Source organism: Vibrio sp. 1249-1 (genome assembly GCF_033340495.1).
This window is the reverse complement of the sequence record NZ_JAWOWJ010000005.1, coordinates 1-25,498: the sequence shown is the minus strand read 5'-3', so window position 1 is coordinate 25,498 and position 25,498 is coordinate 1. Positions and strand designations below refer to the sequence as shown.

Sequence of the window (25,498 nt, the reverse complement as noted above, 5' to 3'; positions counted from 1 at the left end):
ACCTGTTGAATCACAGTAAAGCAGGATTAAAAAAGGTCGAGACTATGCTCGACCTTATTACAACGATAGATAATTAAAATGCGACGTCTAAACCTAACCAGTAGCGACGACCATCTTCAATATATCCGTATTCTTCGTAACTGATTTCCTCGTCTAGCAAGTTATAGATAGCGCCTTTAATACGAGTATTGTCGGTTAACTGGTATGTCACACCGGCGTCCACAAAGGTATAAGCTGGTTCTACAATACTGTTTCTTGATGGGCCAGTAACCGGATCCATTTCTTTACCTCGGTACGTGACTTTCGCCCAGCTCTCTAGATCTGTTGTCGTTTGCCAAGTCACATCCACATTAAACAGATGCTTTGGTAACTGCTGCAGCGGCATGCCTTTGTATTCACCTGTTTTTTGCTCTGAGTCGGTAAATGTGTAGCTCGAGCTAAGGTAAATGGTTTCCGTTAACGGCGATGCTAAGGTCGCTTCAATACCTTGTGTGACGGCTTCATCCACGTTAATACGGTACGTTGGATCTGCGCCCCATTGGTTTGGACCATCAGTACAGATAGTGTCTGGACAAACAACACGTGTGATCTTGTCTTTGAATTCGTTATGGAACGCTGTCAAAGAGACATCTAAGCCAGAATCACCTTGATACAAGACGCTGATTTCTTTGTTTAGCGACGTTTCAGGGTCAAGATCTGGGTTACCGTAGATATTACCGCCACCACTGACTTGCGCCCAGCCAGGAGTAATTTCACGTAATTGTGGAGAACGGAAACCTGTTGCCACACCGCCTTTCACCGTCCAAGACGGATCAACTCGCCATACACCGTAAACACGCGGACTAAAGTGCGCGCCATAGTTTTCGTCATGATCTAGACGACCACCAAGCGTAACGCTAAACGGATCAGCGATTCTCCATTCATCTTCAATGAAAACAGCCCACTGCGTATTCGATGTTTCAGTCTTCGATGACGCTTTGTTGGAGGTGAAATCCTCAAGCTCTGCATGAGTGGCGTCCACACCCGTCGTCAACGTATGGTTTCCGATACCAGTCACCAAGCTCGATTTGAACGTGGTGTTGGTGATCGTCATCTCACGAGATTTGTTCTCGCTCTCTTCTCGCTGTAAGTAAGTATCTGAAATGCCAATCGAATCCCAATCACCGTTGTGGCTTACCGTTACGTAATTACGACGATATTCATTCAGTGAGTCTTCACACCCACCACGACACCCAGTGCTCGGCACTGAAAGGCCCACATTACCACGACGACTTTGTGCCGACGTGCCACCTTCTAATTGCACCGAGTGGCGATCATTAATCTGGTAAGTCAGTTTTGAAGAGATACTCTGCATATCTTTATCTTCATAACCGTATTCGATGTCATCTTCTTCTCTGGTTGTGTACTGACCATATACTTGGAGAGATAAATTTTCAGCCAACGGACCATTAACGAAAAAATTCGCGCTCTGCTCTCCACCTGAGCGGCTATTCTCTTGTAGTACCGTGCCCAGTTGAACATTACCCGTCCACTCTAGCGCATCTTTTCGTGTGATGACGTTAATCACACCACCAATCGCATCAGAACCGTAAAGCGTCGACATTGGGCCACGAATAACTTCGATTCGCTCAATCGCTTGAAGAGGAGGTAACCAACCTTGTTCGATACCAGGGCCGTCACTATTTGGACGAGTTTCACGCGTGCTTTGACGTTTACCGTCGACCAGTATCAAAGTGTATTTAGAACCCATACCACGGATACTAATGTCGGTAGTATCACCACCACCTGTCACGACAACACCTGGCACACTTTTTAGTGCATCAGTCACATCGCGGTAATAACGGGAGTCCAACTCCTCACGTGAAATCACACTAATACTTGCAGGCGCGTCCGCTTGAGATTGCTCGTAGCTTGATGCAGTTACAACCACTGTTTCCATTTTAGAAACTGCATCATTGGCAAAAACATGAGGGACACTGACGAAGGCTAAAATACCAGTTGCGGTAATAACTGGCAGTCTAAGAGTAGACATCTACATCTCCATAATTGATAATGATTATTATTTTCGAAAGTGAATTATTCACAAATAGAATGAGATGCATAGTGAGAGTTATGGAACGGTTCTTTCCATTTATGGAACTCGTACATAACGCAGTAAGGAGTAAAAGAAATATGCACGACTTAGCATCAATTAGAGCCTTTGATGCGCTCAATCAGCATAAAAGTTTGACAGCCGCTGCTAAAGCCCTTAATCAGCCAAAATCAACGCTAAGTCGTCGCTTGGCACAATTAGAAGAAGACTTCGGTCAGGCTCTAACCGCTAGGCAAGGTAATCGATTAGTTCTGACAAGAGCTGGAGAGATCTTTGCCCACTACAGCCGCCAGATTCTTGAGTTAAGCGAAGAGAGTTATGATGCACTGCAAGGTTTAACGAACCAAGTTTCAGGGCCACTGCATATTGTTTGTCACACTGCCTTAGTTAGAAGCTGGCTCGGTGGCGTACTCAATCGTTTTCTTGCTGATAATCCCGATGTTAGAGTTCAACTTACCAGTGACTTTTCTGAGGCGCATCATGACCCAGATTTGTTCATCTGGCTCGGTGAACGTAAAGAGCTAGACTGGCGAAAAGAAGTGCTGGGGGTATTTCGCTATACGCCTTTTGCCTCTCCAAATTATCTAAAACAACATGGGCCTATACCGCACCCCAAAGAACTTGAAGCACATCCATGGATCGATTTTGGTTCAGTGCAAGAAAATGGATTGATGCTAGCACACCCTCAACACGGTGAGTTCTTTTTAGAACCCTTTGTTAGTCGCTTATACAGCGACAACATAGCAATGCAAATAGACAGTATCGCGAATGGTCATGGTATTGGACTGCTGCCGACTTGGACAGCATGCGGCTATGAGAAACATCACCCAGGGCGAATCACACCATGCTTAGAAGGTTGGGTTTCTGAGCCTATTTCCATTAACTGCTATACACCAGCAGGACGACCACCACTGCGCTTATCCGTACTTTTAGACTGCATTCACCAAAGCATTCCACAAGGTTGGAAAACCTGACAAAAATAAAAAGGCCATCATAATGATGGCCTTTCTAACTTTAGCATCTAACAGTTGTCGTTTACGTTCGACTGTTTAGATGGTCCTGCAATTACGCTAGCAATTCTTTAGCTGTGTTCACTACGTTTTCAGTCGTGAAGCCAAACATCTCGAATAGCTGACCAGCAGGTGCTGATTCACCGAATGTTGTCATACCGATGATGCGACCGTCGAAGCCTACGTACTTGTACCAGAAATCCGCAATGCCCGCTTCAATAGCGATACGTGCCGTTACGTCTGATGGCAGTACAGATTCACGGTAAGCAGCGTCTTGTTTATCGAATGCATCTGTTGATGGCATTGAAACAACGCGTACTTTCTTGCCTTCTGAAGTTAGTTGCTCAGCGGCTTTCACTGCAAGCTCAACCTCAGAACCTGTTGCGATAAGGATTAGCTCAGGCTTACCTTCGCTATCTTTCAGGATGTAAGCACCTTTCGCGATGTCTGCGACTTGTTCAGCAGTACGCTCTTGTTGCGCTAGGTTTTGACGAGAGAAGATAAGTGCAGTTGGTGCATCTTTACGTTCAATCGCTAGTTTCCATGCAACTGCAGACTCAACTTGGTCACATGGGCGCCATGTGCTCATGTTTGGAGTTACACGTAGAGACGCCATTTGCTCAACAGGTTGGTGAGTTGGGCCATCTTCGCCAAGACCGATCGAATCATGCGTGTAAACTTGGATGTTCTGAATTTTCATCAGCGCAGCCATACGCATTGCGTTACGAGCGTATTCCATGAACATTAGGAATGTTGCGCCGTAAGGAACGAAACCACCGTGCAATGCGATACCGTTGATGATAGCAGTCATACCGAATTCGCGTACACCGTAGTGGATGTAGTTGCCAGAGAAGTCCTCCGTTTCTAGAGACTTAGAACCAGACCACATGGTCAGGTTAGAAGGCGCTAGGTCAGCAGAACCACCCATAAACTCAGGAAGCATTTGACCAAACGCTTCTAGTGCATTTTGCGATGCTTTACGTGATGCAATGTTCGCTGGGTTTGCTTGAAGATCGGCAATGATTTGGTTCGCTTTTTCTTCCCATTGTGCAGGAAGTTCGCCGTTTAGACGACGTTTAAGCTCTGCCGCTTCAGCAGGGTAAGCTGCAGCATATGCTTCGAATTTTTCATTCCAAGCTGCTTCTTTCGCGGCGCCCGCTTCTTTTGCATCCCACTCAGCGTAAACATCTGCCGGGATCTCAAATGGGCCGTACTCCCAACCTAGGTATTCGCGAGCCGCTTGGATTTCATCGTGACCTAGTGGTGCACCGTGACAGTCGTGCGAACCAGACTTGTTAGGAGAACCGAAACCGATAATTGTTTTGGTACAGATAAGCGTAGGACGTGGGTCCGCTTTTGCTGCTTCAATTGCTGCGTTGATCGCGTCTGAGTCGTGACCATCGACTGCTGGGATTACATGCCAGCCGTACGCTTCAAAACGCTTAGGTGTATCGTCAGAGAACCAACCATCAACGTGACCGTCGATAGAGATGCCGTTGTCATCCCAGAATGCAATCAGCTTGCCTAGACCAAGAGTACCTGCAAGAGAGCATGCTTCATGCGAGATGCCTTCCATTAGACAGCCGTCACCCATGAACACATACGTAAAGTGGTCAACGATATCGTGACCTTCTTTGTTGAACTGTGCCGCTAGTGCTTTCTCTGCGATCGCCATACCAACAGCGTTAGTGATGCCTTGACCTAGAGGACCCGTTGTTGTCTCGATACCAGGCGCGTAGCCGTACTCTGGGTGACCTGGGGTTTTTGAGTGCAATTGACGGAAGTTTTTCAGATCGTCAATAGATAGCTCGTAACCGCTTAAGTGCAGTAGAGAGTAAATAAGCATTGACCCATGACCGTTTGACAGCACAAAGCGATCGCGGTCGGCCCACTCTGGGTTTGAAGGGTTATGGTTTAGGTGAGAGCGCCAAAGAACTTCAGCGATATCAGCCATACCCATTGGTGCGCCTGGGTGGCCTGAGTTAGCTTGTTGAACACCATCCATGCTTAGAGCACGAATTGCATTGGCAAGATGTTTACGAGACGACATGTCTGCTCCTGAGTACATTAAGCGAAACGAAAAGTAGGTCATAATTCTCTCAAAGCCCTGTTGGGTGTGCAAACGTTTTCCAGTCCAAAACCTCACAAATATTGCACCTTTCGCGCCAAATCGTTCGAAGTTCTTAAAATTATCAATAAATCAGGCAAACGTTTGGTTATAACAAAAACCAAAAAAGAGCTTGTAATTCGAGCAATCAAATTTAGAATAGACGTCTAGATGTAGATACACCTACAAAAATTAGTATTAATTTGCGCTGGAGAGTTTATCATTCCCCAGTTTTAAACCAGATATAGTGGAGCTAACATGGCTAAGCACCTGTTTACTTCTGAGTCAGTATCAGAAGGTCATCCAGATAAAATTGCAGACCAGATTTCTGATGCGGTTCTTGACGCGATTCTAGAGCAAGATCCAAAGGCTCGTGTTGCATGTGAGACTTACGTTAAAACCGGTATGGTAATGGTGGGTGGTGAAATCACGACTTCAGCATGGGTAGACATCGAAGAGTTAACTCGTGAAACCGTTCGTGAAATCGGCTACGTACATTCAGATATGGGCTTTGACGCAGATTCTTGTGCGGTACTAAACACAATCGGTAAACAGTCGCCAGATATCAACCAAGGTGTTGATAAAGCTGACCCTAAAGAACAAGGTGCAGGCGACCAAGGCATCATGTTTGGTTACGCTTGTAACGAAACTGAAGTACTAATGCCAGCGCCAATTACTTACTCTCACCGTCTTGTTCAAAAGCAAGCAGAAGTTCGTAAAAACGGCACACTACCTTGGTTGCGTCCTGATGCAAAATCTCAGGTAACATTCCAATACGATCAAGGTAACATCGTTGGTATCGACGCGGTTGTTCTTTCAACTCAACACTGTGACTCAATCTCAACTTCAGACCTGCGTGAAGCGGTAATGGAAGAGATCATTAAGCCAGTGCTACCTTCTGAGTGGATCAACAAAGAAACAAACTTCTTCATTAACCCAACCGGTCGCTTCGTAATCGGTGGTCCTATGGGTGACTGTGGCCTAACTGGTCGTAAGATCATCGTAGATACCTACGGCGGCGCAGCTCGTCACGGTGGCGGTGCGTTTTCTGGTAAAGATCCATCAAAAGTTGACCGTAGTGCAGCATACGCAGCACGCTACGTAGCGAAAAACATCGTAGCGGCAGGCATGGCTGACCGTTGTGAGATCCAACTTTCTTACGCAATCGGTGTTGCTGATCCAACGTCTATCATGGTGGAAACGTTCGGTACTGAGAAAGTATCTCACGACATCATCATTGAAGCGGTTCGTCAATTCTTCGACCTACGTCCATACGGTCTACAAGAAATGCTTAACCTTCTTCAACCTATCTACAAGAAGACAGCGGCTTACGGTCACTTCGGTCGTGAAGAATTCCCGTGGGAAGCGACAGACAAAGCTGCACTTCTACGCGATTTCGCTGGCATCAAATAATCAAGCCAAGCAAGAATCAATCAAGCCCTCGCCTATGGCGGGGGCTTTTTATTTTCAGCAACTTTTATCCAGCCATTTCGGCTCATACCGCCCTGCCCCACAAAGCAGTCCTGTTTCTCCCTCATTTTTATACCGAATAAATTTTAAGCAATTATTTGTAAATTATCCCATCTCCGCCAATAGTTAAAATATTGTTAACTCCAATTTAAATAGAGACGTCGGATGCTGGCGACTGTGGAAGCAACACTTAAGTAAAGACATGAGTCAGGCATCTTTATGGCCGATACCAAACTAAGCCAATGCTCAGATGTAAACTTGAAAAAGTCGCTTCAAGTTTGACTGAACAAAAACCGCTGTCAGTTGGTATAAGCGGATAATGTGGGAATAAATCAAGGAGGAGTTATGCCTCGAACTGTTAATCCATCGGACTTCCACAACAAGCGAAAGGAAGTGCCAGACAACGAATACGCCAGAACCATACCGTGCAATACGGTCAATCTTTCTGCACCTTTTCATTGGCTCGCATTAGGTCTGCATGATTTCGTGCGAATGCCGCTTATTAGTGCTTTCTATGGCATCTGTTTTATGGCAGCTGCGATAGGCATTGTTTTGCTCGTACAGTGGCAAGGCACACACTTAGTCGTCATGCCCAGTTTGATTGTTTACATGTTAATTGGTCCGTTTCTCGCGCTGGGCTTGTATGATGCCAGTTGGGAGAGAGAGCGCGGACACAAAGCAAGCTTGTTCCATTCAATGAAAGCGATCGGTCGTAACTCAACATCTCAATGGGCGTTCGCCGTGTTACTCGCAGTGTGTATGATATTTTGGATGCGCATTGCCGCTCTACTTCATGCACTCTACCCTTCTGTTCAAGGGGCACCTTTAAGTGAGTTCCTACCCTTCCTTGTCATCGGCTCTTTAGTTGGCTTTGTTTTGGCTTGTGTGGTGTTTAGCATTTCAGCCTTTTCTATTCCGCTCATGATGGAGCGTCGCGTAGACATGATGACCGCTGTGTTTACCAGCTTTAATGCCGTGAAATCCAACATTCCAGCAATGATTGTTTGGGCAGCGATCATCTGTGGCGGTATTCTTATCGGCTTTGCGACCTACGGGATCGGAATGTTGTTTACCATGCCAATTCTAGGCTACGGTACATGGCACGCTTACCATGCCACCATCAAGAAAAAACACACACCATAATTAACTGATGCTATGATCTGGCCCTCGCAATGCGGGGGCTTTTTTATTTGATTTATCGAGGTGAATTGTGGATATAGAACTCAGCTATAAAGCCAAGCAAGTGATGGCGGGATGTATCGCGATGGCGGAACAAGCTTTCAAACGTTCTTTCCCGATTCCAACAATCACCTTCGACGTCCGTGGGAAAGCGGCAGGAAAAGCCTACCTTCAATTAAATCAAGTACGCCTAAACTCTGTTTTATTTCGCGAAAACACCCAAGCATTCTTAGATGAAGTCATTCCTCATGAGGTAGCGCACCTGATTACTTATCAGGTTTACGGGCGAGTTAGGCCTCACGGTAAAGAATGGAAAGGCGTCATGGAAGCCGTATTTAACGTACCAGCCAAAACCACTCACAGCTTTGAAGTAAAATCCGTTCAAGGTAAAACCTTTGAGTATCGTTGTGGTTGTATGACCTACCCTCTATCGATTCGCCGTCATAATAAAGTGCTGCGCAAAGAGGCAACGTACTCTTGTCAAAAATGCCGCCAACCACTTAACTTCACCGGCATTCAATTATCGTAGCCCTTACCTCATAGTGTTACTTGCGTTCCCAAAATAAAGATCGAGTTGATCAAAACCTTCCCTTCGCCACTTATTGTTAACTTACTCATCACTAAAGCTATTTTATGCGTGTTATCATGAATAAAGTCATACTTTATAAAGACTTTTATCATGAAATACTTACTCTCTCTGTTGCTTATCGCGTTTTCTAGCACTGCGATTGCCGCGCCACCGAGCTCATTCTCAGCTGCCAAACGTGAGGCGGTCAAAATTTATCAAGACCATCCAACAAGCTTCTACTGTGGCTGTAACATTCAATGGCAAGGCAAGAAAGGCTTACCCGATTTAGCCTCTTGCGGCTACCAAGTCCGTAAACAAGAAAAACGGGCTGCACGAATCGAATGGGAGCACGTTGTTCCTGCGTGGCAATTTGGCCACCAGCGTCAATGCTGGCAAGATGGCGGACGTAAAAACTGTAAGAAAAAAGACGAAACTTTTCGTTTGATGGAAGCAGACTTACACAACCTAACTCCTGCTATTGGTGAAGTAAACGGTGACCGTTCGAACTACAACTTCAGCCAATGGAACGGTATGGATGGCGTGAGTTATGGTCGCTGTGAGATGCAAGTGAACTTTAAGCAGCGTAAAGTCATGCCACCAGACCGTGCGCGTGGCTCAATTGCTCGTACCTATCTATACATGAGCAAAGAGTACGGTTTCAAACTGTCGAAGCAGCAAACGCAATTAATGAGTGCTTGGAACAAAACCTATCCTGTCGATAAATGGGAATGTGAGCGTGACGAGCGCATTGCAAAAGTACAGGGCAATCACAACCCATTTGTTCAAGAAGCCTGCCGCGCACTGTAACCTCCGACCTCGAAGCGTTTCAATTACTGATATTGAAACGCTTCTTGCCCCTTGTTTTTTCGGTGCAAAGCATCCATGTTAGGGTTTAAGTTTATTCTCTTGCTGGAAATCTCATGCGTACCCCTCGAATTTATCATCCAGAAACCATTCATCAACTTGGCTCACTTGCTTTAAGTGACGACGCAGCAGGCCATATCGGTCGTGTTTTGCGCATGAAAGAAGGCCAAGACGTTCTCCTTTTTGACGGCAGTGGCGCAGAGTTCCCAGCGGTTATCAGTGAAGTCAGCAAGAAATCAGTTTTGGTTAACATCACCGAGCGCGTAGAAAACAGTATTGAATCCCCTTTAGATCTGCACCTTGGTCAAGTCATTTCACGTGGCGATAAGATGGAGTTCACCATCCAAAAGTCTGTTGAACTTGGCGTCAATACCATCACTCCTCTGATTTCTGAACGTTGTGGTGTCAAGCTTGACCAAAAGCGTTTTGAGAAAAAACTCGCGCAATGGCAGAAAATCGCCATCAGTGCCTGTGAGCAATGTGGGCGTAATGTCGTGCCCGAAATTCGTCCAATTATGAGCTTGGAAGAGTGGTGTCAAGAAGAGTACGATGGTTTAAAGCTTAACCTTCACCCTCGTGCTAAATACTCAATCAACACTTTGCCAACCCCGGTTGAAAAAGTGCGCCTACTGATCGGTCCTGAAGGCGGTTTATCGTCTGAAGAAATCGAGATGACTCGAGAATACCAATTTGAAGAAACGCTACTCGGCCCTCGCGTTCTGCGTACCGAAACAGCGGCTCTGACAGCAATTACAGCCTTACAAGTTCGTTTCGGCGATCTTGGTTAAACGGAGAAAAATAATGATCAAACTCGGTATCGTAATGGACCCAATCTCGTCCATTAACATCAAAAAAGACTCTAGCTTTGCCATGATGCTTGAAGCGCAACGACGCGGCTATGAAATCCACTACATGGAAATGAATGATCTGCATCTCGATCAAGGCGTTGCCATTGCAGATACTAAAGTGGTGGAACTAAAAGAAGATCCAAACGGTTGGTACGAGTTCAAATCAGAGCAAACTATTGAACTGTCTGAGCTAGACGCTGTGCTAATGCGTAAAGATCCTCCGTTTGATACTGAATACATCTACGCGACTTACATCCTTGAGCGTGCAGAAGAACAAGGTGCACTGATCGTTAACAAGCCTCAAAGCTTACGTGATTGTAACGAAAAGCTGTTTACAGCATGGTTCCCAGAGCTGACACCTACAACGATCGTGACGCGAAAAGCAGAGAAAATTAAAGAATTTCGTGAAAAACATGGTGATGTCATCCTGAAACCGCTTGATGGTATGGGTGGCGCGTCCATCTTCCGTGTAAAAGAAAACGATCCAAACGTCTCTGTAATCATCGAGACATTGACTAACCACGGTCAAAACTACGCAATGGCACAAACCTTCGTGCCAGACATCAGCAACGGTGACAAACGTATCCTAGTGGTAGATGGCGAACCTATGCCTTACTGTCTAGCACGCATTCCTGCTAAAGGCGAAACGCGCGGCAACCTAGCCGCTGGTGGTACTGGTGAAGCTCGTCCGCTAAGCGAAACCGACCTCAAAATTGCGCAAACCGTTGCCCCGACACTGAAAGAAAAAGGCCTTATCTTTGTTGGCCTTGACGTAATTGGCGACAAGCTAACAGAAATCAACGTCACCAGCCCAACCTGTATTCGCGAAATTGAAGCAGCTTTTGATATCTCAATCACAGGCAAGCTGATGGATGCGATTGAGCGTCGAGTAAAAGGCGAATAACTCAAACTGTATTACAGTTAATAGAGAGCGTAGTACATTAACTTAAGCAAACTCATGCACATACCTAGATGTAAATTGTATGATGTTTGCTTAAGGGCATTTACGAGAGTTAAGGGTCAGTATGAGTATGAATCTCACAAATCACTTTTTGGTTGCCATGCCTGGGATGAAAGATCCGTACTTTCAAAACAGCGTGATCTACGTTTGTGAGCACAACGAAGACGGCGCTATGGGGCTGATGATCAATGCTCCTGTTGATATCACCGTCGGCAACATGCTCAAGCAGGTGGAAGTTCAGCCAGTACACCCGCGCCTATTTGAAGCCAGTCTAGATAGACCAGTCTACAATGGCGGCCCAATCTCGGAAGATCGTGGTTTTATTTTGCATAAACCCAAAGATTACTACGAGTCCAGCGTCCAAATGACCGATGACCTCGCGGTAACCACTTCGCGTGATATTCTGTCGGTGTTAGGAACAGAAGCAGAACCAAGTGATTACTTAGTGGCACTTGGCTACTCCGGTTGGAGTGCAGGCCAATTAGAAAGTGAGCTGGTCGAAAACTCTTGGCTCACCATTGAAGCGACGCCTGAAATTATCTTTAATACACCAATCAACGAGCGTTGGAAGAAAGCGGTCGAAAAGCTGGGCATCGACCCAAGTCACCTTTCAGCAGACTCTGGACATGCTTAGTCCAAATATACAGTTACATTAGATAGAGACACCTTATGTCACGCACAATTATGGCTTTTGACTTTGGAACCAAAAGCATTGGTAGCGCTATTGGCCAAGAAATTACTGGTACAGCTTCCCCATTAAAAGCCTTTAAAGCCAATGACGGTATTCCAAACTGGGACGATATCGAAAAGCAAATCAAAGAGTGGCAACCAGATTTGCTAGTGGTCGGTTTACCGACCGATCTGCATGGTAAAGACCTTGAGACCATAACCCCTCGTGCACGAAAATTTGCTAAGCGTCTGCAAGGCCGATACGGATTGCCAGTTGAACTGCATGATGAGCGTTTATCTACTGCAGAAGCTCGTGCGGAGTTGTTCAGCATGGGCGGCTACAAAGCCCTATCGAAAGGTAATGTTGACTGCCAGTCAGCGGTGGTGATTCTAGAAAGCTGGTTTGAAGCCCTTTGGGGTGAGTAAACACTTCAAGCACAATGAAAAAAGGTTGGCTTCTGCCAACCTTTTTTGTTTCTGGATTGGATTAATCCATATCGATCTTAACGTTTGCCAAACTGCCCGTAGAGAATGCTTCACCACGCTGCGTTTTCAACATCAAGCGCAGATCATTTGCCGAGTCGGCACTATGTAGTGCATCCTCTTCGCTGATCTTACCTTGCATCACTAACTTATAGAGAGATTGATCGAACGTCAGCATACCAAACTCATTTGAGCGAGCCATGGTTGACTTCAACTCATGTAAATCTCCGCGACGAATCAAATCCGACACACGTGGGCTATTTAGCAAGATCTCAAATACACCATGACGTCCCTGCCCATTTTTATCTCGGATCAACTGCTGACCAACCACGCCTTTTAGGTTCATCGACAAATCGAACAAGAATTGTTCTTTTTGATCTTTCGGTACCAAGTGAAGAATGCGCTCTAAAGCTTGGTTGGCATTATTGGCGTGCAACGTTGCCATACACAGGTGACCCGTTTCGGCGAAGGTCATCGCGTATTCCATTGTTTCACGGCTACGGATCTCACCAATCAAAATCATATCTGGTGCTTGGCGCAGCGAGTTTTTAAGCGCAACTTCATAGCTTTCCGTATCTAACCCAACTTCGCGTTGAGTCACGATACAGCGCTTGTGTTCATGCACGAATTCGATCGGATCTTCGACCGTCAAAATGTGCCCGGTTTTATTGCTGTTTCGATAGCCTGTCATCGCCGCCATGGTGGTCGATTTACCCGATCCAGTAGCACCGACCACCAGCACCAAACCACGCTTAGCTATCGCCAAATCTTGCAACACTAACGGTAACTTTAACTGCTCAAAAGTAGGAATATTAGTTTCAATACGACGAATCACTGCGCCTGGTAACTCGCGTTGAAAAAAGGCACTCACACGGAAGCGACCACAATCTCTCACAATGGCAAAATTCGACTCGCGACTTTTACGAAATTCCTGACGCCGATCTGGTTCCATAGCGCTATCGAGTAATGCAGCCACATCACTCTCGGTGAGTTTTTCCCCTTGCGGACGCAATTCGCCATCCACACGAAATAGAATTGGCGCTCCAACCGTGATGTAAAGATCCGACGCTTTCAGCGCCAGCATGCCTTCGAGAAATTTATCTAGATCCATCTTCCGTATTCACCATTATCTGTATGAACGTTACGAGAATTGCTGCACTTCTAATCCGATCTTACTATCGACCTCTTCACGAGCAACCATGCCTTGCGCCATTAACTGACGAGCATTTTGCTCCATGGTTTGCATGCCGTGAGCCGCACCTGTTTGAATGATCGAATACATCTGCGCGACTTTGTCTTCGCGGATCAAGTTACGAATCGCAGGCGTTGCCATCATAATTTCATGGCATGCAATACGTCCACCACCATTACGCTTCAGAAGCTTTTGCGCGATAACCGAACGAAGAGACTCAGATAGCATCGAGCGGACCATATCTTTATCACTACCAGGAAATACATCGATAATACGGTCAATGGTTTTTGCCGCCGAGCTGGTGTGCAACGTCCCGAAAACTAAGTGACCCGTTTCTGCCGCCGTTAAGGCAAGGCTGATGGTTTCTTTGTCACGCATCTCACCAACCAGAATAACGTCTGGGTCTTCGCGCAATGCACTACGCAAAGCATTTTGGAAACTATGGGTGTCACGGTGAACTTCACGCTGGTTGATCAAACATTTATTGTTGTTGTGAACAAATTCAATCGGATCTTCAATTGTGAGTACGTGCTTGTTGTGATTACGGTTAATGTAGTCAACAATGGCTGCTAAGGTCGTCGATTTACCTGAACCTGTTGGGCCAGTGACCAGAACTAAGCCTTTTTCAGCGTTCGCAATTTTTTTGAAGATCTCTGGCGCTTCTAGCTCTTCCAGAGTTGGAATGCTACTTGGAATGGTACGGAATACTGCCGCACAACCGCGAGATTGGTTGAAGGCGTTGACACGGAAACGGCCAACGTTATGCAACTCAAAAGAGAAATCGACTTCGAGTTTTTCTTCGAACTCACTGCGTTGGGCATCGTTCATGATTTCGAAAACCAAACGATGCACTTCTTGGTGTGTAAACGCTGGAATGCCTAGTTTTCTCACATCCCCATCAATACGAACCATTGGTGGGACACCTGCAGAAAGATGTAGATCCGAGGCATTATGTTTTACACTAAAATCCAGTAACTCAGTGATATCCATTTAAAATCCTTAAGTCTAAAGTACAGCTATGAGTAGTATTCAACAAAATATTGAACATATCACCTCTCAAATTCGATATGACGAGCAAAAATGTGGTCGAACTCCAGAGTCAGTGCAACTTCTAGCGGTAAGCAAAACTAAACCTGTCGAGGCAATTCTCGAAGCCTACCAAGCGGGACAAACCGCCTTTGGTGAAAACTACGTTCAAGAGGGCGTCAGTAAAGTTCAGCACTTTGCCGAGCATTATCCAGATAATCGAATCGAATGGCACTTCATTGGCCCGATTCAATCCAATAAATCGCGACTTGTTGCTGAACATTTCGATTGGGTTCACACCATCGATCGAACCAAGATTGCTCAACGCCTGAATGATCAGCGGCCAAGCGAACTTAAACCGCTACAAGTTCTGATTCAGGTTAACACCAGTGGTGAGGCATCTAAGTCTGGTGTCACTGAAGCGGAAGTATTCGAGCTGGCGGAGTTGATTTCTCGCCTACCCAACCTCACTTTAAGAGGGTTGATGTCGATTCCTGCCAACGTGTCTGACTACGAATCACAACTCCGTGAATTTCAGAAGTTGGCTACGTTGAAGCAAACACTCGAAGCACAGTTCCCAGAAATCGATACATTATCAATGGGAATGAGTGGTGATATGACCGCTGCAATCGAAGCTGGTAGTACAATGGTTCGTATTGGAACCGCTATTTTCGGCGCACGAGACTACAGCTAAATCAACAAAACGCTCACTCGCGACATAAGTTATGTCGCCAATCGTTAGAGCGTAAATGCGCAATCATCTTACTCGCCAATAGGAGCAGTAAGTAACAGCGGCGCCATTATACACCTGAGCGCACAACAAATTCTAAATATCATGATGGAAATCAGACAAATGGAACATAAAAAAATCGCCTTCATTGGTGCTGGCAACATGGTGAGAGCCATTGTTTCCGGCTTGGTTGCTAACGGATACCCAGCGCAAAACATTACCGCGACGGCTCCTTCAGAGGCTCGCCGCCTTCTGCTAGAACAAGATTTTGGCATCCGTACCACCAGCGATAACATCCAAGCTGCGACCGAGGCGGATGTGGTGGTATTGTCTGTAAAACCGCAAATGATGGCTGATGTCTGTAAACCACTGCAATCGATCGATTTCACTAATAAACTGGTGATTTCTATTGCCGCAGGCATCAACTGTTCACGATTGGATGATATGCTAGCCACCAAATTGAACTTGGTTCGTGTTATGCCAAATACGCCATCACAACTTGGGTTGGGTATGAGTGGTTTATTCGCACCAACTCATGTAACCGAGCACGACAAAGCTTTTGCCGCAGAGTTAATGGAATCGGTCGGTAAAGTATGCTGGGTTGAGCAAGAGTCTGGCATCAATAATGTGATTGCCGCAGCGGGCAGTGCTCCAGCATACTTCTTCCTGTTTATGGAAGCGATGCAAGCAGAAGCGATTGAGCAAGGCTTTGATAAAGAGACCGCTCGACTATTGGTTCAGCAAGCGGCACTGGGCGCGGCCAGTATGGTGGTTAGCAACCCAGAAACTGAGCTATCAACCCTGCGTGAGAACGTAACATCGAAAGGTGGGACAACGGCAGAAGCACTGCGTACATTCAACGAACATCAACTTTCAGATATTGTCGCTAAAGCCATGCAAGCTGCTGTGGCTCGCGCGGAAGAAATGGAAAAACTGTTTTAATTATTTGGATGAACTCCGTTTAGTATCATCCATCACTTGTTAAGGGTACCTTATGAATTCAATGAGTTTTCTCATCTCAACCCTATTTGACCTGTACATCATGGTCGTAATTTTGCGAATTTGGTTGCAAGCTGCGCGCGCAGACTTCTACAACCCATTCTCGCAATTCATAGTAAAAGCGACTCAGCCGGTCATTGGTCCACTGCGCCGCGTTATCCCTTCCGTGGGGAATATTGACCTAGCAACCGTGTTGTTTGCCTACGTGTTGTGTGTGCTTAAATTTGTCGTGCTTATCCTAATAGCTTCGAACGGTTCCGTCTCTTTCAGCGCTGACTTCTTATTCTTGGGCTTATTATCATTAATCAAAGCCGCAGGTGGCCTATTGTTCTGGGTACTATTGATCCGTGCAATTTTGAGCTGGGTAAGCCAAGGCCGCAGCCCTATCGAGTACGTATTCCATCAACTGACCGAGCCAATGTGCGCTCCAATCCGTCGTATTCTTCCGGCTATTGGTGGTCTTGATTTAAGCGTACTGGTGTTATTTATCGGCTTGCAGTTCGCGAACTTCTTAATGGGCGATATCATTGGTCCAATTTGGTTCCAGCTATAATGTCAGCTGCAGTTTGGCAAGATGGTGAGGACATCATCCTGAAGCTCTATATTCAACCTAAAGCTAGCCGCGATAAAATCGTTGGCTTGCATGGTGAAGAGCTAAAAATCGCCATTACTGCTCCACCTGTCGATGGCAAAGCTAATGCACACCTAACTAAGTTCTTAGCCAAGCAGTTTAAAATCGCTAAGGGCTTAGTTCACATAGAAAAAGGTGAATTAGGACGGCACAAACAAATTCGGATAGAATCGCCTACCCAGATACCGACAGAAATTAAAGCCATCTTATGATGGCTTTTTATTTACGATTTTGTACCACACTTACTAATACCAACGACTGAGTACGCATTTTTTACCCCCCTGACCAAGGTAAAATTGCAGCTATGGTTGTTTTATAACAAGTGCTTTGAGGAAGTAACAATGAGCAAATGGATTACCGCATTACTGATTAGCCTGTTGTCGTTACCAAGCTTCGCCGATCAGTTTAAAAATATGAAAGATATCGAAGTACACTATGTCGCGTTTAACTCAACATTCCTAACACCCAAAGTCGCACGTAGCTACGATATCAAACGTAATGGATACCTCGCTGTGGTTAATATTAGCGTGTTAGATAGAGCTTCATTGGGTAAGCCAGCATTAGAAGCAAAAATTGCTGGACGCGCGAAGAACCTTATCGGTCAAACTCAGACCTTGACCTTTCGTGAAGTCAAAGAAGGCAATGCGATATACTATTTAGCCGAACTGCCAATTACCCACGAAGAAACTTTTACTTTCGATATTGACGTAAAAGCTGGAAACAAAGGCTCAGGTAAGCTTAAATTCACCCAGAAGTTTTATGTTGAAGAGTAATTGGGTTGTGATGTTCCAAAAGCTTTTGGATCTAAGCAGGCTAAAAACCACTTATTAGTTAAAGAATATCTAGAGGAGAACGATTTGTTCTCCTCTATCACTATTAAAAGAGATTCCCATGAAAAAAATTGTGCTAGCAACTGGTAACCAAGGCAAAGTTCGTGAAATGGCAGATTTATTGTCTGACTTCGGCTTTGAAGTATTAGCGCAAAGTGAATTCAATGTATCGGAAGTAGCTGAAACGGGTACAACTTTCATTGAAAACGCAATCATTAAAGCTCGCCATGCCGCACAAGAAACAGGGCTTCCTGCCATTGCAGACGACTCTGGATTAGAAGTCGATTTCTTAAAAGGCGCTCCGGGCATTTACTCTGCACGTTACGCAGGCGAGAGCGCATCTGATCAAGAGAATCTAGAAAAATTGCTAGCGGCAATGGAAGGCGTACCAGAAGCAGAGCGTACAGCACGTTTCCACTGTGTATTAGTCCTCATGCGTCACGAGAACGACCCAACGCCTATCGTCTGTCACGGTAAATGGGAAGGCCGAATTCTAACTGAAGCACACGGTGAAAATGGCTTTGGCTACGACCCAATCTTCTTTGTTCCTGAAGACAACTGTGCGTCAGCCGAACTTGAACCTGCACGTAAGAAACAACTGTCTCACCGCGGTAAAGCGCTCAAGTCGTTGTTTGCTCAACTGTCTGAGCAAGTGTCTCAGTAATCACGAGCGAATTAGACCATGTTAACGCCCCCAGCACTCAGCTTGTATGTACACATCCCGTGGTGTGTGCAAAAGTGCCCGTATTGCGACTTTAACTCTCACGCGCTCAAAACCGAGATTCCAGAAGAAGAGTACATCAGTGCCCTTTTAGAAGATTTGGATACCGACATTGAGAAATACCGACTTAACGAAGCGCCACGTCCACTGAATTCAATCTTCATTGGTGGTGGTACGCCGAGTTTGATTTCGGCAGAAGGCATCGAGCGTCTACTTAAGGGCATTGAAGCGCGTATCCCGTTCAAGCCTGAAATCGAAATAACCATGGAAGCGAATCCAGGCACCATCGAAGCAGAGCGTTTTGTTGGCTACCGCAAAGCTGGTGTAACGCGTATCTCTATCGGCGTACAAAGCTTTGAGCAGCAGAAGCTTGAGCGTTTGGGGCGCATTCACGGCCAAGACGAAGCCGTCAATGCTGCTAAGCTGGCGCACCAAATCGGTTTGAACAGCTTTAACCTCGATCTCATGCACGGCTTACCTGATCAAAGCATCGAACAAGCCTTGGCAGATTTGGACAAAGCGATTGAGTTGGCACCGCCGCACTTGTCTTGGTATCAGCTGACCATCGAACCAAACACCATGTTCTACTACAAGCCACCAACGCTACCTGACGATGATGACTTGTGGGATATTTTCGAGCTCGGACACCAAAAACTTGCAGCCGCGGGTTATGTGCAATATGAAATCTCCGGTTACAGTAAGCCGGGCTATCAGTGTCAGCACAACCTCAACTACTGGCGCTTTGGTGATTACCTTGGTATCGGTTGTGGCTCTCATGGCAAACTCAGTTTTACCGACGGACGTATTATTCGAACGACAAAGGTAAAACACCCGCGAGGCTATTTAGCGGCTTATCAAAATATGGTCAAACCTTATCTGCATACGGAACATGTCGTCGCGGATGAAGATCGTCCATTCGAGTTCTTTATGAACCGATTCCGCTTAATTGAAGCCTGTCCGAAGCAAGATTACGTGGACACCACGGGCTTACCGATTAGTACGATTCAAGAAACCATCAACTGGGCGATAGAAATGGGCTACCTGAGTGAAACGCCTACCCACTGGCAAATTACTGAAAAAGGGAAGCTCTTCCTTAATGATTTGCTCGAAGCCTTTATGGCCGAAGAAAGCGAAGAGTAACGCAACCCCAAAACAAAAAAAGCCTCTCAATTGAGAGGCTTTTTATTTAGAAACAGTACCACCCTAAATAAGGTTGACACATTTCCAATATTAGAAAATTGAACGGCCAATTCGCTCTGAGAGCAGCTCAAGCGCCTTAGTACCAGCAAGCGAGTTACCTGAAGGATCAAGCTCTGGAGACCATACTGAAATGGTCATTTCACCAGGTACTACCGCAATAATGCCACCACCAACACCAGACTTACCAGGCATACCAACGCGATAAGCAAACTCGCCCGCGCCATCATACAAGCCACACGTTGCTAACAGTGCATTAAGTTGTTTGGTTTGCACAGGAGAAACTACAGGCTTACCCGTTTGTACCGATGTGCCCTTGTTTGCTAAATAGCTAAACGTTTTAGCCAAATCGACGCAACTCATCTTCAGCGCACAAGCGTGGAAGTAGTTTTGTAGTACTGGAATCACCTCATTTTCGAAGTTGCCAAACGAACGCATGAGATATGCAATCGCCGCATTACGATCACCATGCATCATTTCGGATGCCGCAACGACTTTGTCATACACAATATGGGTATCACCAGAAAGCTGACGCACAAATTCCAACAGGCGCTGACGAGGTGCAGATAAGCGAGTTTGTAACAAATCTGCCACTACTATCGCTCCAGCATTTATAAATGGATTACGAGGAATACCTTGCTCCATTTCTAGCTGGATTAGCGAATTAAATGCCTGCCCCGAAGGCTCTTTTCCCACTCGAGACCAAATTTCTTCTTGCTTGTACAAGCACATCGCTAACGTCAAGCTCAATGCTTTTGAAATAGATTGGATAGAGAAAGGTTCATCGGCATCACCCGCCTTAATAACCTCACCTTCGTTGGTGTATACCGCAATACCTAACTTGTTGCTGGGTACTTTTGCCAGAGCAGGAATGTAATCAGCCACTTTACCTTGGCCGATTAAAGGGCGTACTTCCGCCAAAATATCTGTCAAAATTTCCACTGTCGGTTTCATTCTCTACCTTCTATTTACAAGAGAACTCGTTGAGCTCAGAGGTAAAAAAAGCCAACGTGTCGTTGGCTTTTCCATAGGGTTCGTTCGACTCAAGTCGATTATGGTTTTACTGCCACAATAATATTGCGGTTGATAGATTGATCAACACGGTGAAGATAACCGATGTAAGGCTCTTCTGAAAGTACCTTCCAACCTTGCTCTTCAAATAATGCCGCGACATCTTTCCATTTCAATGTGAATTCATTGAAAGACAACACCACTGAACCTTGCTTTTTCAATACCACTTTCCATGCAGGCAGAGCCTCTTTTAAAAGCTCTAGTGGGCTGCGGTTCAGTTTGCTGTCCTTGGCATTTTTGCTGCCGTGCTGCACGCCATAAGGCAGATCAGACACCATCACATCAACTGAGTTCTTTTTCACGACTTGATCAGCGATACGAGTATCAGCCGAATACAGCTTCATAAACTGAAGATTGCCTTGGTTGTAATCTTCTTTATTTGCTGCAGCTTCAACCACGAAACCATCCGCCACTTTCTTGCCACCCGCAGTGCGCTTTTCTTTGCTCACTTTGTGCTTAAAGCGGCCATTCTTCATGAACTTAACAATAAAGGTCTGGATCTCTTGCACCCACTTGGCGTTGATCTCAACCCCTACCACGTTCAAACCGTGGATCAAGCCTTCAAATAAGGTTGTACCTTTACCACACATTGGATCCATTAAGGTCAGTTGTTCACTTCCCGTATTGGACGCACTAATGCCGATATTCACCATCAAACGGGTAAACTGCTCGTTTGTTTTCCCGGTGTAGCGCAAAATCTGGCTCATACTTTCCGGGAAAGTGTTAAATACGGGCGCTTGAACTGGTCGAAGTAAACCATCTTCGCGCACTTCAAATAGCGCATAGTAAATCGAAGAGGCTGCGATTCTTCGCGCCTGCTCATCGGTTAGCGCTTCCTGACAAGAAAACACCAACGCAGCAGGTAAGCCAACGTCTTTACTACCAATTTCTGTCACATCCACGCCTTGTGAAGCTAAAATTGCTTTTAGCTCAGAACAGGCAATGGTCATTGCGCTATCAAAGTAAATTCGGTTATGACCCGGATTCGCTAATATCGCGTAATGGTACATCCCATGAACTCCTCTGGTTACGCAATACGCTTATATTTGATATCCCAAACACCGTGACCAAGACGGTGACCACGAGCTTCAAACTTCGTTAGCGGGCGATCGTCTGGACGAGGAACGAAATCACCATCTTTAGCAATGTTTTCGAAACCTGGCGCTTGGTTCATCACTTCAATCATGTGCTCTGCGTAGTTTTCCCAGTCGGTCGCCATGTGGAAAATACCTTCATTAGGGATAAGCTTCTCACGCACCATTTCCGCAAAACCTAATTGAACAATACGACGCTTGTGGTGACGCTTCTTATGCCAAGGGTCTGGGAAGAACAATTGCAGTGTCGATAAGCTGCCATTTGGGATCATGTGTTCGAATACTTCTACCGCATCGTGACACATTACACGCAGGTTAGTAATTCCCGCTTCGCGAGCATCGGCAAGACAAGCACCAACGCCTGGGCTATGAACTTCGATACCGATGAAGTTTTTCTCTGGCGCGTTCTTTGCCATTTCAACCAATGAAGCACCCATACCAAAACCGATCTCAAGCACTACTGGGTTATCGTTGCCAAACACTTCTTTCCAATCGAGAAGTTCAGCTTTGAAGTCAATACCCATCGTAGGCCAGCATTCATTCATCGCGCTCTCTTGACCTTTAGTCAAACGCCCTTCACGGCGTACAAAGCTGCGGATTTTGCGGATCAGCTTTCCGTCTTCGTTGTATTCGTTAGTGGTTACTTCACTCATTGATTTTGCCTGCACATTGATTAATCAAAGCGGGGATTATCCAAAGAATTTACTTAGGTGCAAGTATTTGTTGAGCTCTTGGTCTATGGCAACCCAAAAGCAACGACATACCTCTTTATATCCCTACTGTTTATCCGTTGTACTTCTTGTCCATTATGTGGTGCAATTTTGCACCTAACCAATAATAGAATACAGAGCAAGTCGTGACACCTTTCGCCAGTGCCATCCTAGAATGGTATGACGCATATGGAAGAAAAGATCTTCCGTGGCAACAAAATAAGACCGCATACAGTGTCTGGTTGTCTGAAATTATGCTTCAGCAAACTCAGGTCACTACGGTTATTCCGTATTACCAACGTTTCTTGGAGCGCTTTCCAACCGTGATCGATCTTGCCAATGCTGAGCAAGATGAAGTCCTACACCTTTGGACTGGCTTAGGGTATTACGCCCGAGCCCGTAACCTTCACAAAGCAGCACAAGAGGTCGCCTCTACATACAATGGTGAGTTTCCTCTTGATATAGAGAAAATGAACGCCCTACCGGGGATTGGTCGCTCTACCGCTGCCGCCATTTTATCGTCTGTGTATAAACAACCACACGCGATTCTTGATGGTAACGTGAAGCGCACCCTATCCCGCTGTTTCGCAGTCGAAGGATGGCCAGGACAAAAAAAGGTTGAAAACCAGCTGTGGGAAATTGCCGAAACGCATACCCCACAAACGGATGTAGATAAGTATAACCAGGCAATGATGGACATGGGCGCAATGGTCTGCACTCGCAGCAAACCCAAATGTAGCCTCTGCCCTGTTGCTGACCTGTGTGTGGCAAAACAACAAGGTAATGTGCTCGACTACCCGGGCAAAAAACCGAAGAAAGATAAACCAATCAAGCAAACTCGTTTCGTGATGCTTCACCACAACACCGAAAATGGTCATGAGGTGTGGTTGGAGCAAAGACCACAAACAGGCATTTGGGGTGGCTTATTCTGCTTCCCACAAACCGAACATGTGGATGCAGAAAGCGACATTGAATTGCTACTGGATCAACGCGGCATTCAAGCCAGCAATATCAAACAGAAGCAAACACTGATTACCTTTCGTCATACATTCAGCCATTACCACCTAGATATCACGCCAATTTTGATTGATTTATCAAAGCAACCGGACGTGATAATGGAAGGCAACAAAGGTCTTTGGTATAACTTATCTAAACCTGAAGAAGTCGGTTTAGCCGCGCCAGTAAAACTATTGCTGGAAACGCTACCCCACGAACTTCGTTAATTGAATACAAGGAGTCATTATGAGCCGCACTGTATTTTGTGCTCGACTAAAGAAAGAAGGCGAAGGTCTAGACTTTCAACTTTACCCTGGTGAACTAGGTAAACGCATTTTCGACAACATCTCGAAAGAAGCGTGGGCTCAGTGGCAACACAAACAAACCATGTTGATCAACGAGAAGAAACTCAACATGATGGATCCAGAACACCGCAAACTGATCGAAACAGAAATGGTAAATTTCCTCTTTGAAGGAAAAGACGTTCATATCGAAGGTTACACACCGCCGAGCGAATAAAGTCGCTTGAGTTAAACAATGACATCACAACCATTTGTGGTGTCATTTTTCTATTACCTTCAATAACTCTGATACTTATGAAAAAAATTGTCTTTATTGCTGCCGCACTTTTAATGGCAGGCTGTAGCCGTGAATTCGTCGAAAAGATTTATGACGTCAACTACGAGCCAACAAACCGTTTTGCCAATAACTTAGCTGAGCTACCAGGACAATTTGAAAAAGATACTGCGGCGCTAGATGCCTTAATCAATAGCTTTTCAGGCAATATTCAAAAGCGCTGGGGTAAAAAAGAAATCAAGTACGCTGGCAAGAGTAATTACGTTAAGTACATCGATAACTACCTTAGCCGCGCCGAGGTCGACTTTCGCAAAGGCGTGATCACGATAGAGACCGTATCACCGACAGAGCCCCAAAAACACCTAAAAGACGCGATTGTCACCACCTTATTAACACCAGACGATCCCGCTCACGTCGACTTATTCTCCTCTAAAGGTATCACGTTAGAGGGGCAACCATTCCTGTATAAACAAGTTGTCGACCAAGACAATAAGCCAATTCAATGGTCTTGGCGGGCAAACCGATTTGCGGAATACCTCATCGCAAATAAAATAAAAACCAAAAATGTAGATTTCAAGAAAGCGTATTACGTCGAAATTCCCATGGTTGAAGACCACTTTTCAACTCGCAGCTACCAATACGCCGATATCGTGCGTCGAGCTTCCAAGAAATACGACATTCCAGAAGACTTGATATACGCCATTATTAAAACCGAGAGCAGTTTCAACCCATACGCGGTAAGTTGGGCAAATGCATATGGCCTAATGCAAGTTGTACCTAAAACAGCGGGACGAGATGTGTTCAAACTCGTGAAAAAGCGCTCGGGCCAACCAAGCCCTGAATATTTGTTTAATCCAGAAAACAACATAGATACTGGTACTGCGTATTTCTATATCTTAAAAAATCGTTATTTAAGAGAAGTCCGCCACCCTACCTCTCTCGAGTACAGCATGATTTCAGCTTACAATGGCGGTACTGGAGGAGTTTTAAACACATTTCATCGCAGTGATCGCAAACGCGCAATGCAAGATCTTAATTCATTGCAACCCAACCAAGTTTATTGGGCGTTAACCAAGAAACACCCGAACGCAGAAGCGCGTCGCTACCTAGAAAAAGTTACAAATTTCAAAAAGGAATTTAACTCGAAGCAAACTTTGTAGTGACAGTTGAATAAAAAGCGTTCGAACAACCACTTTTTTGAAATTATTTAAAAAAAGTGGTTGACGCAACGCGGGAAAATCCGTTTAATAGCGCTCCGTTGCCCGGATAGCTCAGTCGGTAGAGCAGAGGATTGAAAATCCTCGTGTCGGTGGTTCGATTCCGCCTCCGGGCACCACAATTTGATTTGTTGGTGTCTTAACGAAATGTTATAACACGGACAAAAGCACAAAGAATAAAGTGTGCCGACTTAGCTCAGTAGGTAGAGCAACTGACTTGTAATCAGTAGGTCACCAGTTCGATTCCGGTAGTCGGC

Annotated in this window: 26 protein-coding genes and 2 tRNA genes; 21 read left to right on the top strand and 7 right to left on the bottom strand. The window is 45.6% G+C overall.

Features of this window, described 5'->3' with window-relative positions; genetic code table 11:
- Positions 1–73: 73 nt before the first annotated feature.
- Positions 74–2,032, bottom strand: coding sequence for a ligand-gated channel protein (locus R7Z50_RS10800; protein WP_318149070.1), 1,959 nt, complete (start codon positions 2,030–2,032; stop codon positions 74–76).
- A gap of 140 nt (positions 2,033–2,172) precedes the next feature.
- Between R7Z50_RS10800 and R7Z50_RS10795 the strand changes: the two genes are divergently transcribed.
- Positions 2,173–3,066, top strand: coding sequence for a LysR family transcriptional regulator (locus tag R7Z50_RS10795; RefSeq protein ID WP_065274859.1), 894 nt, complete (start codon positions 2,173–2,175; stop codon positions 3,064–3,066).
- Between the two features lie 91 nt (positions 3,067–3,157).
- Here R7Z50_RS10795 and tkt read toward each other — a convergent pair whose 3' ends face one another.
- Positions 3,158–5,152 (bottom strand): transketolase, encoded by a 1,995-nt coding sequence (gene tkt / locus R7Z50_RS10790; protein ID WP_171346186.1) that lies wholly within the window; start codon positions 5,150–5,152, stop codon positions 3,158–3,160.
- 315 nt (positions 5,153–5,467) lie between these two features.
- On the opposite strand from tkt, the gene metK reads away from it, so the two are divergent.
- The 8 genes from metK (at position 5,468) to ruvX (ending at position 12,194) form a co-directional block, all read left to right on the top strand.
- Positions 5,468–6,622, top strand: a complete 1,155-nt coding sequence (metK, locus tag R7Z50_RS10785) for a methionine adenosyltransferase (protein WP_005381027.1) — start codon at positions 5,468–5,470, stop codon at positions 6,620–6,622.
- 402 nt (positions 6,623–7,024) lie between these two features.
- On the top strand, positions 7,025–7,822 hold the full coding sequence (locus R7Z50_RS10780; RefSeq protein ID WP_005381026.1) for a DUF2189 domain-containing protein: 798 nt from the start codon (positions 7,025–7,027) through the stop codon (positions 7,820–7,822).
- Between the two features lie 67 nt (positions 7,823–7,889).
- Positions 7,890–8,387 (top strand): SprT family zinc-dependent metalloprotease, encoded by a 498-nt coding sequence (locus R7Z50_RS10775; RefSeq protein ID WP_182016907.1) that lies wholly within the window; start codon positions 7,890–7,892, stop codon positions 8,385–8,387.
- A 150-nt stretch (positions 8,388–8,537) separates the two neighbouring features.
- A complete protein-coding gene (gene endA, locus R7Z50_RS10770) occupies positions 8,538–9,233 on the top strand; it encodes a deoxyribonuclease I (protein ID WP_318149069.1) in 696 nt (231 codons plus the stop codon).
- A 113-nt stretch (positions 9,234–9,346) separates the two neighbouring features.
- Positions 9,347–10,078 carry a 16S rRNA (uracil(1498)-N(3))-methyltransferase gene (gene rsmE, locus R7Z50_RS10765; protein WP_053304141.1) on the top strand — a complete coding sequence of 244 codons (732 nt, stop codon included), beginning with the start codon at positions 9,347–9,349 and terminating at the stop codon, positions 10,076–10,078.
- A 13-nt stretch (positions 10,079–10,091) separates the two neighbouring features.
- The gene (gene gshB, locus R7Z50_RS10760) at positions 10,092–11,042 is read left to right on the top strand and encodes a glutathione synthase (RefSeq protein ID WP_005381021.1); all 951 of its coding nucleotides are present in this window, start codon (positions 10,092–10,094) and stop codon (positions 11,040–11,042) included.
- 127 nt (positions 11,043–11,169) lie between these two features.
- Positions 11,170–11,733 carry a YqgE/AlgH family protein gene (locus R7Z50_RS10755; RefSeq protein WP_005381020.1) on the top strand — a complete coding sequence of 188 codons (564 nt, stop codon included), beginning with the start codon at positions 11,170–11,172 and terminating at the stop codon, positions 11,731–11,733.
- Positions 11,734–11,768: 35 nt separating this feature from the next.
- Positions 11,769–12,194 (top strand): Holliday junction resolvase RuvX, encoded by a 426-nt coding sequence (gene ruvX, locus R7Z50_RS10750; protein WP_005381017.1) that lies wholly within the window; start codon positions 11,769–11,771, stop codon positions 12,192–12,194.
- Between the two features lie 61 nt (positions 12,195–12,255).
- On the opposite strand, the gene R7Z50_RS10745 is transcribed toward ruvX, so the two are convergent.
- Positions 12,256–13,362 carry a PilT/PilU family type 4a pilus ATPase gene (locus tag R7Z50_RS10745; protein WP_005381016.1) on the bottom strand — a complete coding sequence of 369 codons (1,107 nt, stop codon included), beginning with the start codon at positions 13,360–13,362 and terminating at the stop codon, positions 12,256–12,258.
- 30 nt (positions 13,363–13,392) lie between these two features.
- The gene (locus R7Z50_RS10740) at positions 13,393–14,433 is read right to left on the bottom strand and encodes a type IV pilus twitching motility protein PilT (RefSeq protein ID WP_005381015.1); all 1,041 of its coding nucleotides are present in this window, start codon (positions 14,431–14,433) and stop codon (positions 13,393–13,395) included.
- Between the two features lie 28 nt (positions 14,434–14,461).
- Between R7Z50_RS10740 and R7Z50_RS10735 the strand changes: the two genes are divergently transcribed.
- The 7 genes from R7Z50_RS10735 to hemW all read left to right on the top strand — a co-directional run bounded on the left by R7Z50_RS10735 (position 14,462) and on the right by hemW (position 19,520).
- Positions 14,462–15,163: a YggS family pyridoxal phosphate-dependent enzyme gene (locus R7Z50_RS10735; RefSeq protein WP_005384521.1), complete on the top strand. Its 702-nt coding sequence runs from the start codon at positions 14,462–14,464 to the stop codon at positions 15,161–15,163.
- A gap of 159 nt (positions 15,164–15,322) precedes the next feature.
- Positions 15,323–16,141, top strand: coding sequence for a pyrroline-5-carboxylate reductase (gene proC, locus R7Z50_RS10730; RefSeq protein WP_042521294.1), 819 nt, complete (start codon positions 15,323–15,325; stop codon positions 16,139–16,141).
- A gap of 52 nt (positions 16,142–16,193) precedes the next feature.
- Positions 16,194–16,751: a YggT family protein gene (locus tag R7Z50_RS10725; RefSeq protein WP_005381012.1), complete on the top strand. Its 558-nt coding sequence runs from the start codon at positions 16,194–16,196 to the stop codon at positions 16,749–16,751.
- On the top strand, positions 16,751–17,041 hold the full coding sequence (gene yggU, locus R7Z50_RS10720; protein WP_005393980.1) for a DUF167 family protein YggU: 291 nt from the start codon (positions 16,751–16,753) through the stop codon (positions 17,039–17,041). The genes R7Z50_RS10725 and yggU overlap by 1 nt, the downstream gene beginning before the upstream one ends.
- A 129-nt stretch (positions 17,042–17,170) precedes the next feature.
- A complete protein-coding gene (locus R7Z50_RS10715; RefSeq protein ID WP_005381010.1) occupies positions 17,171–17,602 on the top strand; it encodes a DUF4426 domain-containing protein in 432 nt (143 codons plus the stop codon).
- Between the two features lie 118 nt (positions 17,603–17,720).
- Entirely contained in the window at positions 17,721–18,323 is a 603-nt protein-coding gene (locus tag R7Z50_RS10710) for an XTP/dITP diphosphatase (protein ID WP_005381009.1), read from the top strand.
- Between the two features lie 18 nt (positions 18,324–18,341).
- Positions 18,342–19,520: a radical SAM family heme chaperone HemW gene (gene hemW, locus R7Z50_RS10705; protein ID WP_262656774.1), complete on the top strand. Its 1,179-nt coding sequence runs from the start codon at positions 18,342–18,344 to the stop codon at positions 19,518–19,520.
- A 90-nt stretch (positions 19,521–19,610) separates the two neighbouring features.
- Here the strand turns inward: hemW and glsB are convergent, their stop codons facing one another.
- The 3 genes from glsB to trmB all read right to left on the bottom strand — a co-directional run bounded on the left by glsB (position 19,611) and on the right by trmB (position 22,395).
- Entirely contained in the window at positions 19,611–20,531 is a 921-nt protein-coding gene (glsB, locus tag R7Z50_RS10700) for a glutaminase B (RefSeq protein ID WP_005381007.1), read from the bottom strand.
- Between the two features lie 98 nt (positions 20,532–20,629).
- Positions 20,630–21,658: a TRM11 family SAM-dependent methyltransferase gene (locus R7Z50_RS10695; protein ID WP_005384509.1), complete on the bottom strand. Its 1,029-nt coding sequence runs from the start codon at positions 21,656–21,658 to the stop codon at positions 20,630–20,632.
- A gap of 17 nt (positions 21,659–21,675) precedes the next feature.
- Positions 21,676–22,395 (bottom strand): tRNA (guanosine(46)-N7)-methyltransferase TrmB, encoded by a 720-nt coding sequence (gene trmB, locus R7Z50_RS10690; RefSeq protein WP_005384506.1) that lies wholly within the window; start codon positions 22,393–22,395, stop codon positions 21,676–21,678.
- A gap of 203 nt (positions 22,396–22,598) precedes the next feature.
- On the opposite strand from trmB, the gene mutY reads away from it, so the two are divergent.
- The 5 genes from mutY (at position 22,599) to R7Z50_RS10665 (ending at position 25,498) form a co-directional block, all read left to right on the top strand.
- A complete protein-coding gene (mutY, locus tag R7Z50_RS10685; RefSeq protein ID WP_005381004.1) occupies positions 22,599–23,675 on the top strand; it encodes an A/G-specific adenine glycosylase in 1,077 nt (358 codons plus the stop codon).
- A 19-nt stretch (positions 23,676–23,694) separates the two neighbouring features.
- On the top strand, positions 23,695–23,967 hold the full coding sequence (locus tag R7Z50_RS10680; RefSeq protein ID WP_005381002.1) for an oxidative damage protection protein: 273 nt from the start codon (positions 23,695–23,697) through the stop codon (positions 23,965–23,967).
- A 77-nt stretch (positions 23,968–24,044) separates the two neighbouring features.
- On the top strand, positions 24,045–25,184 hold the full coding sequence (mltC, locus tag R7Z50_RS10675) for a membrane-bound lytic murein transglycosylase MltC (protein ID WP_005381001.1): 1,140 nt from the start codon (positions 24,045–24,047) through the stop codon (positions 25,182–25,184).
- Between the two features lie 100 nt (positions 25,185–25,284).
- Positions 25,285–25,360, top strand: a tRNA-Phe gene (locus R7Z50_RS10670).
- Between the two features lie 66 nt (positions 25,361–25,426).
- Positions 25,427–25,498, top strand: a tRNA-Thr gene (locus R7Z50_RS10665).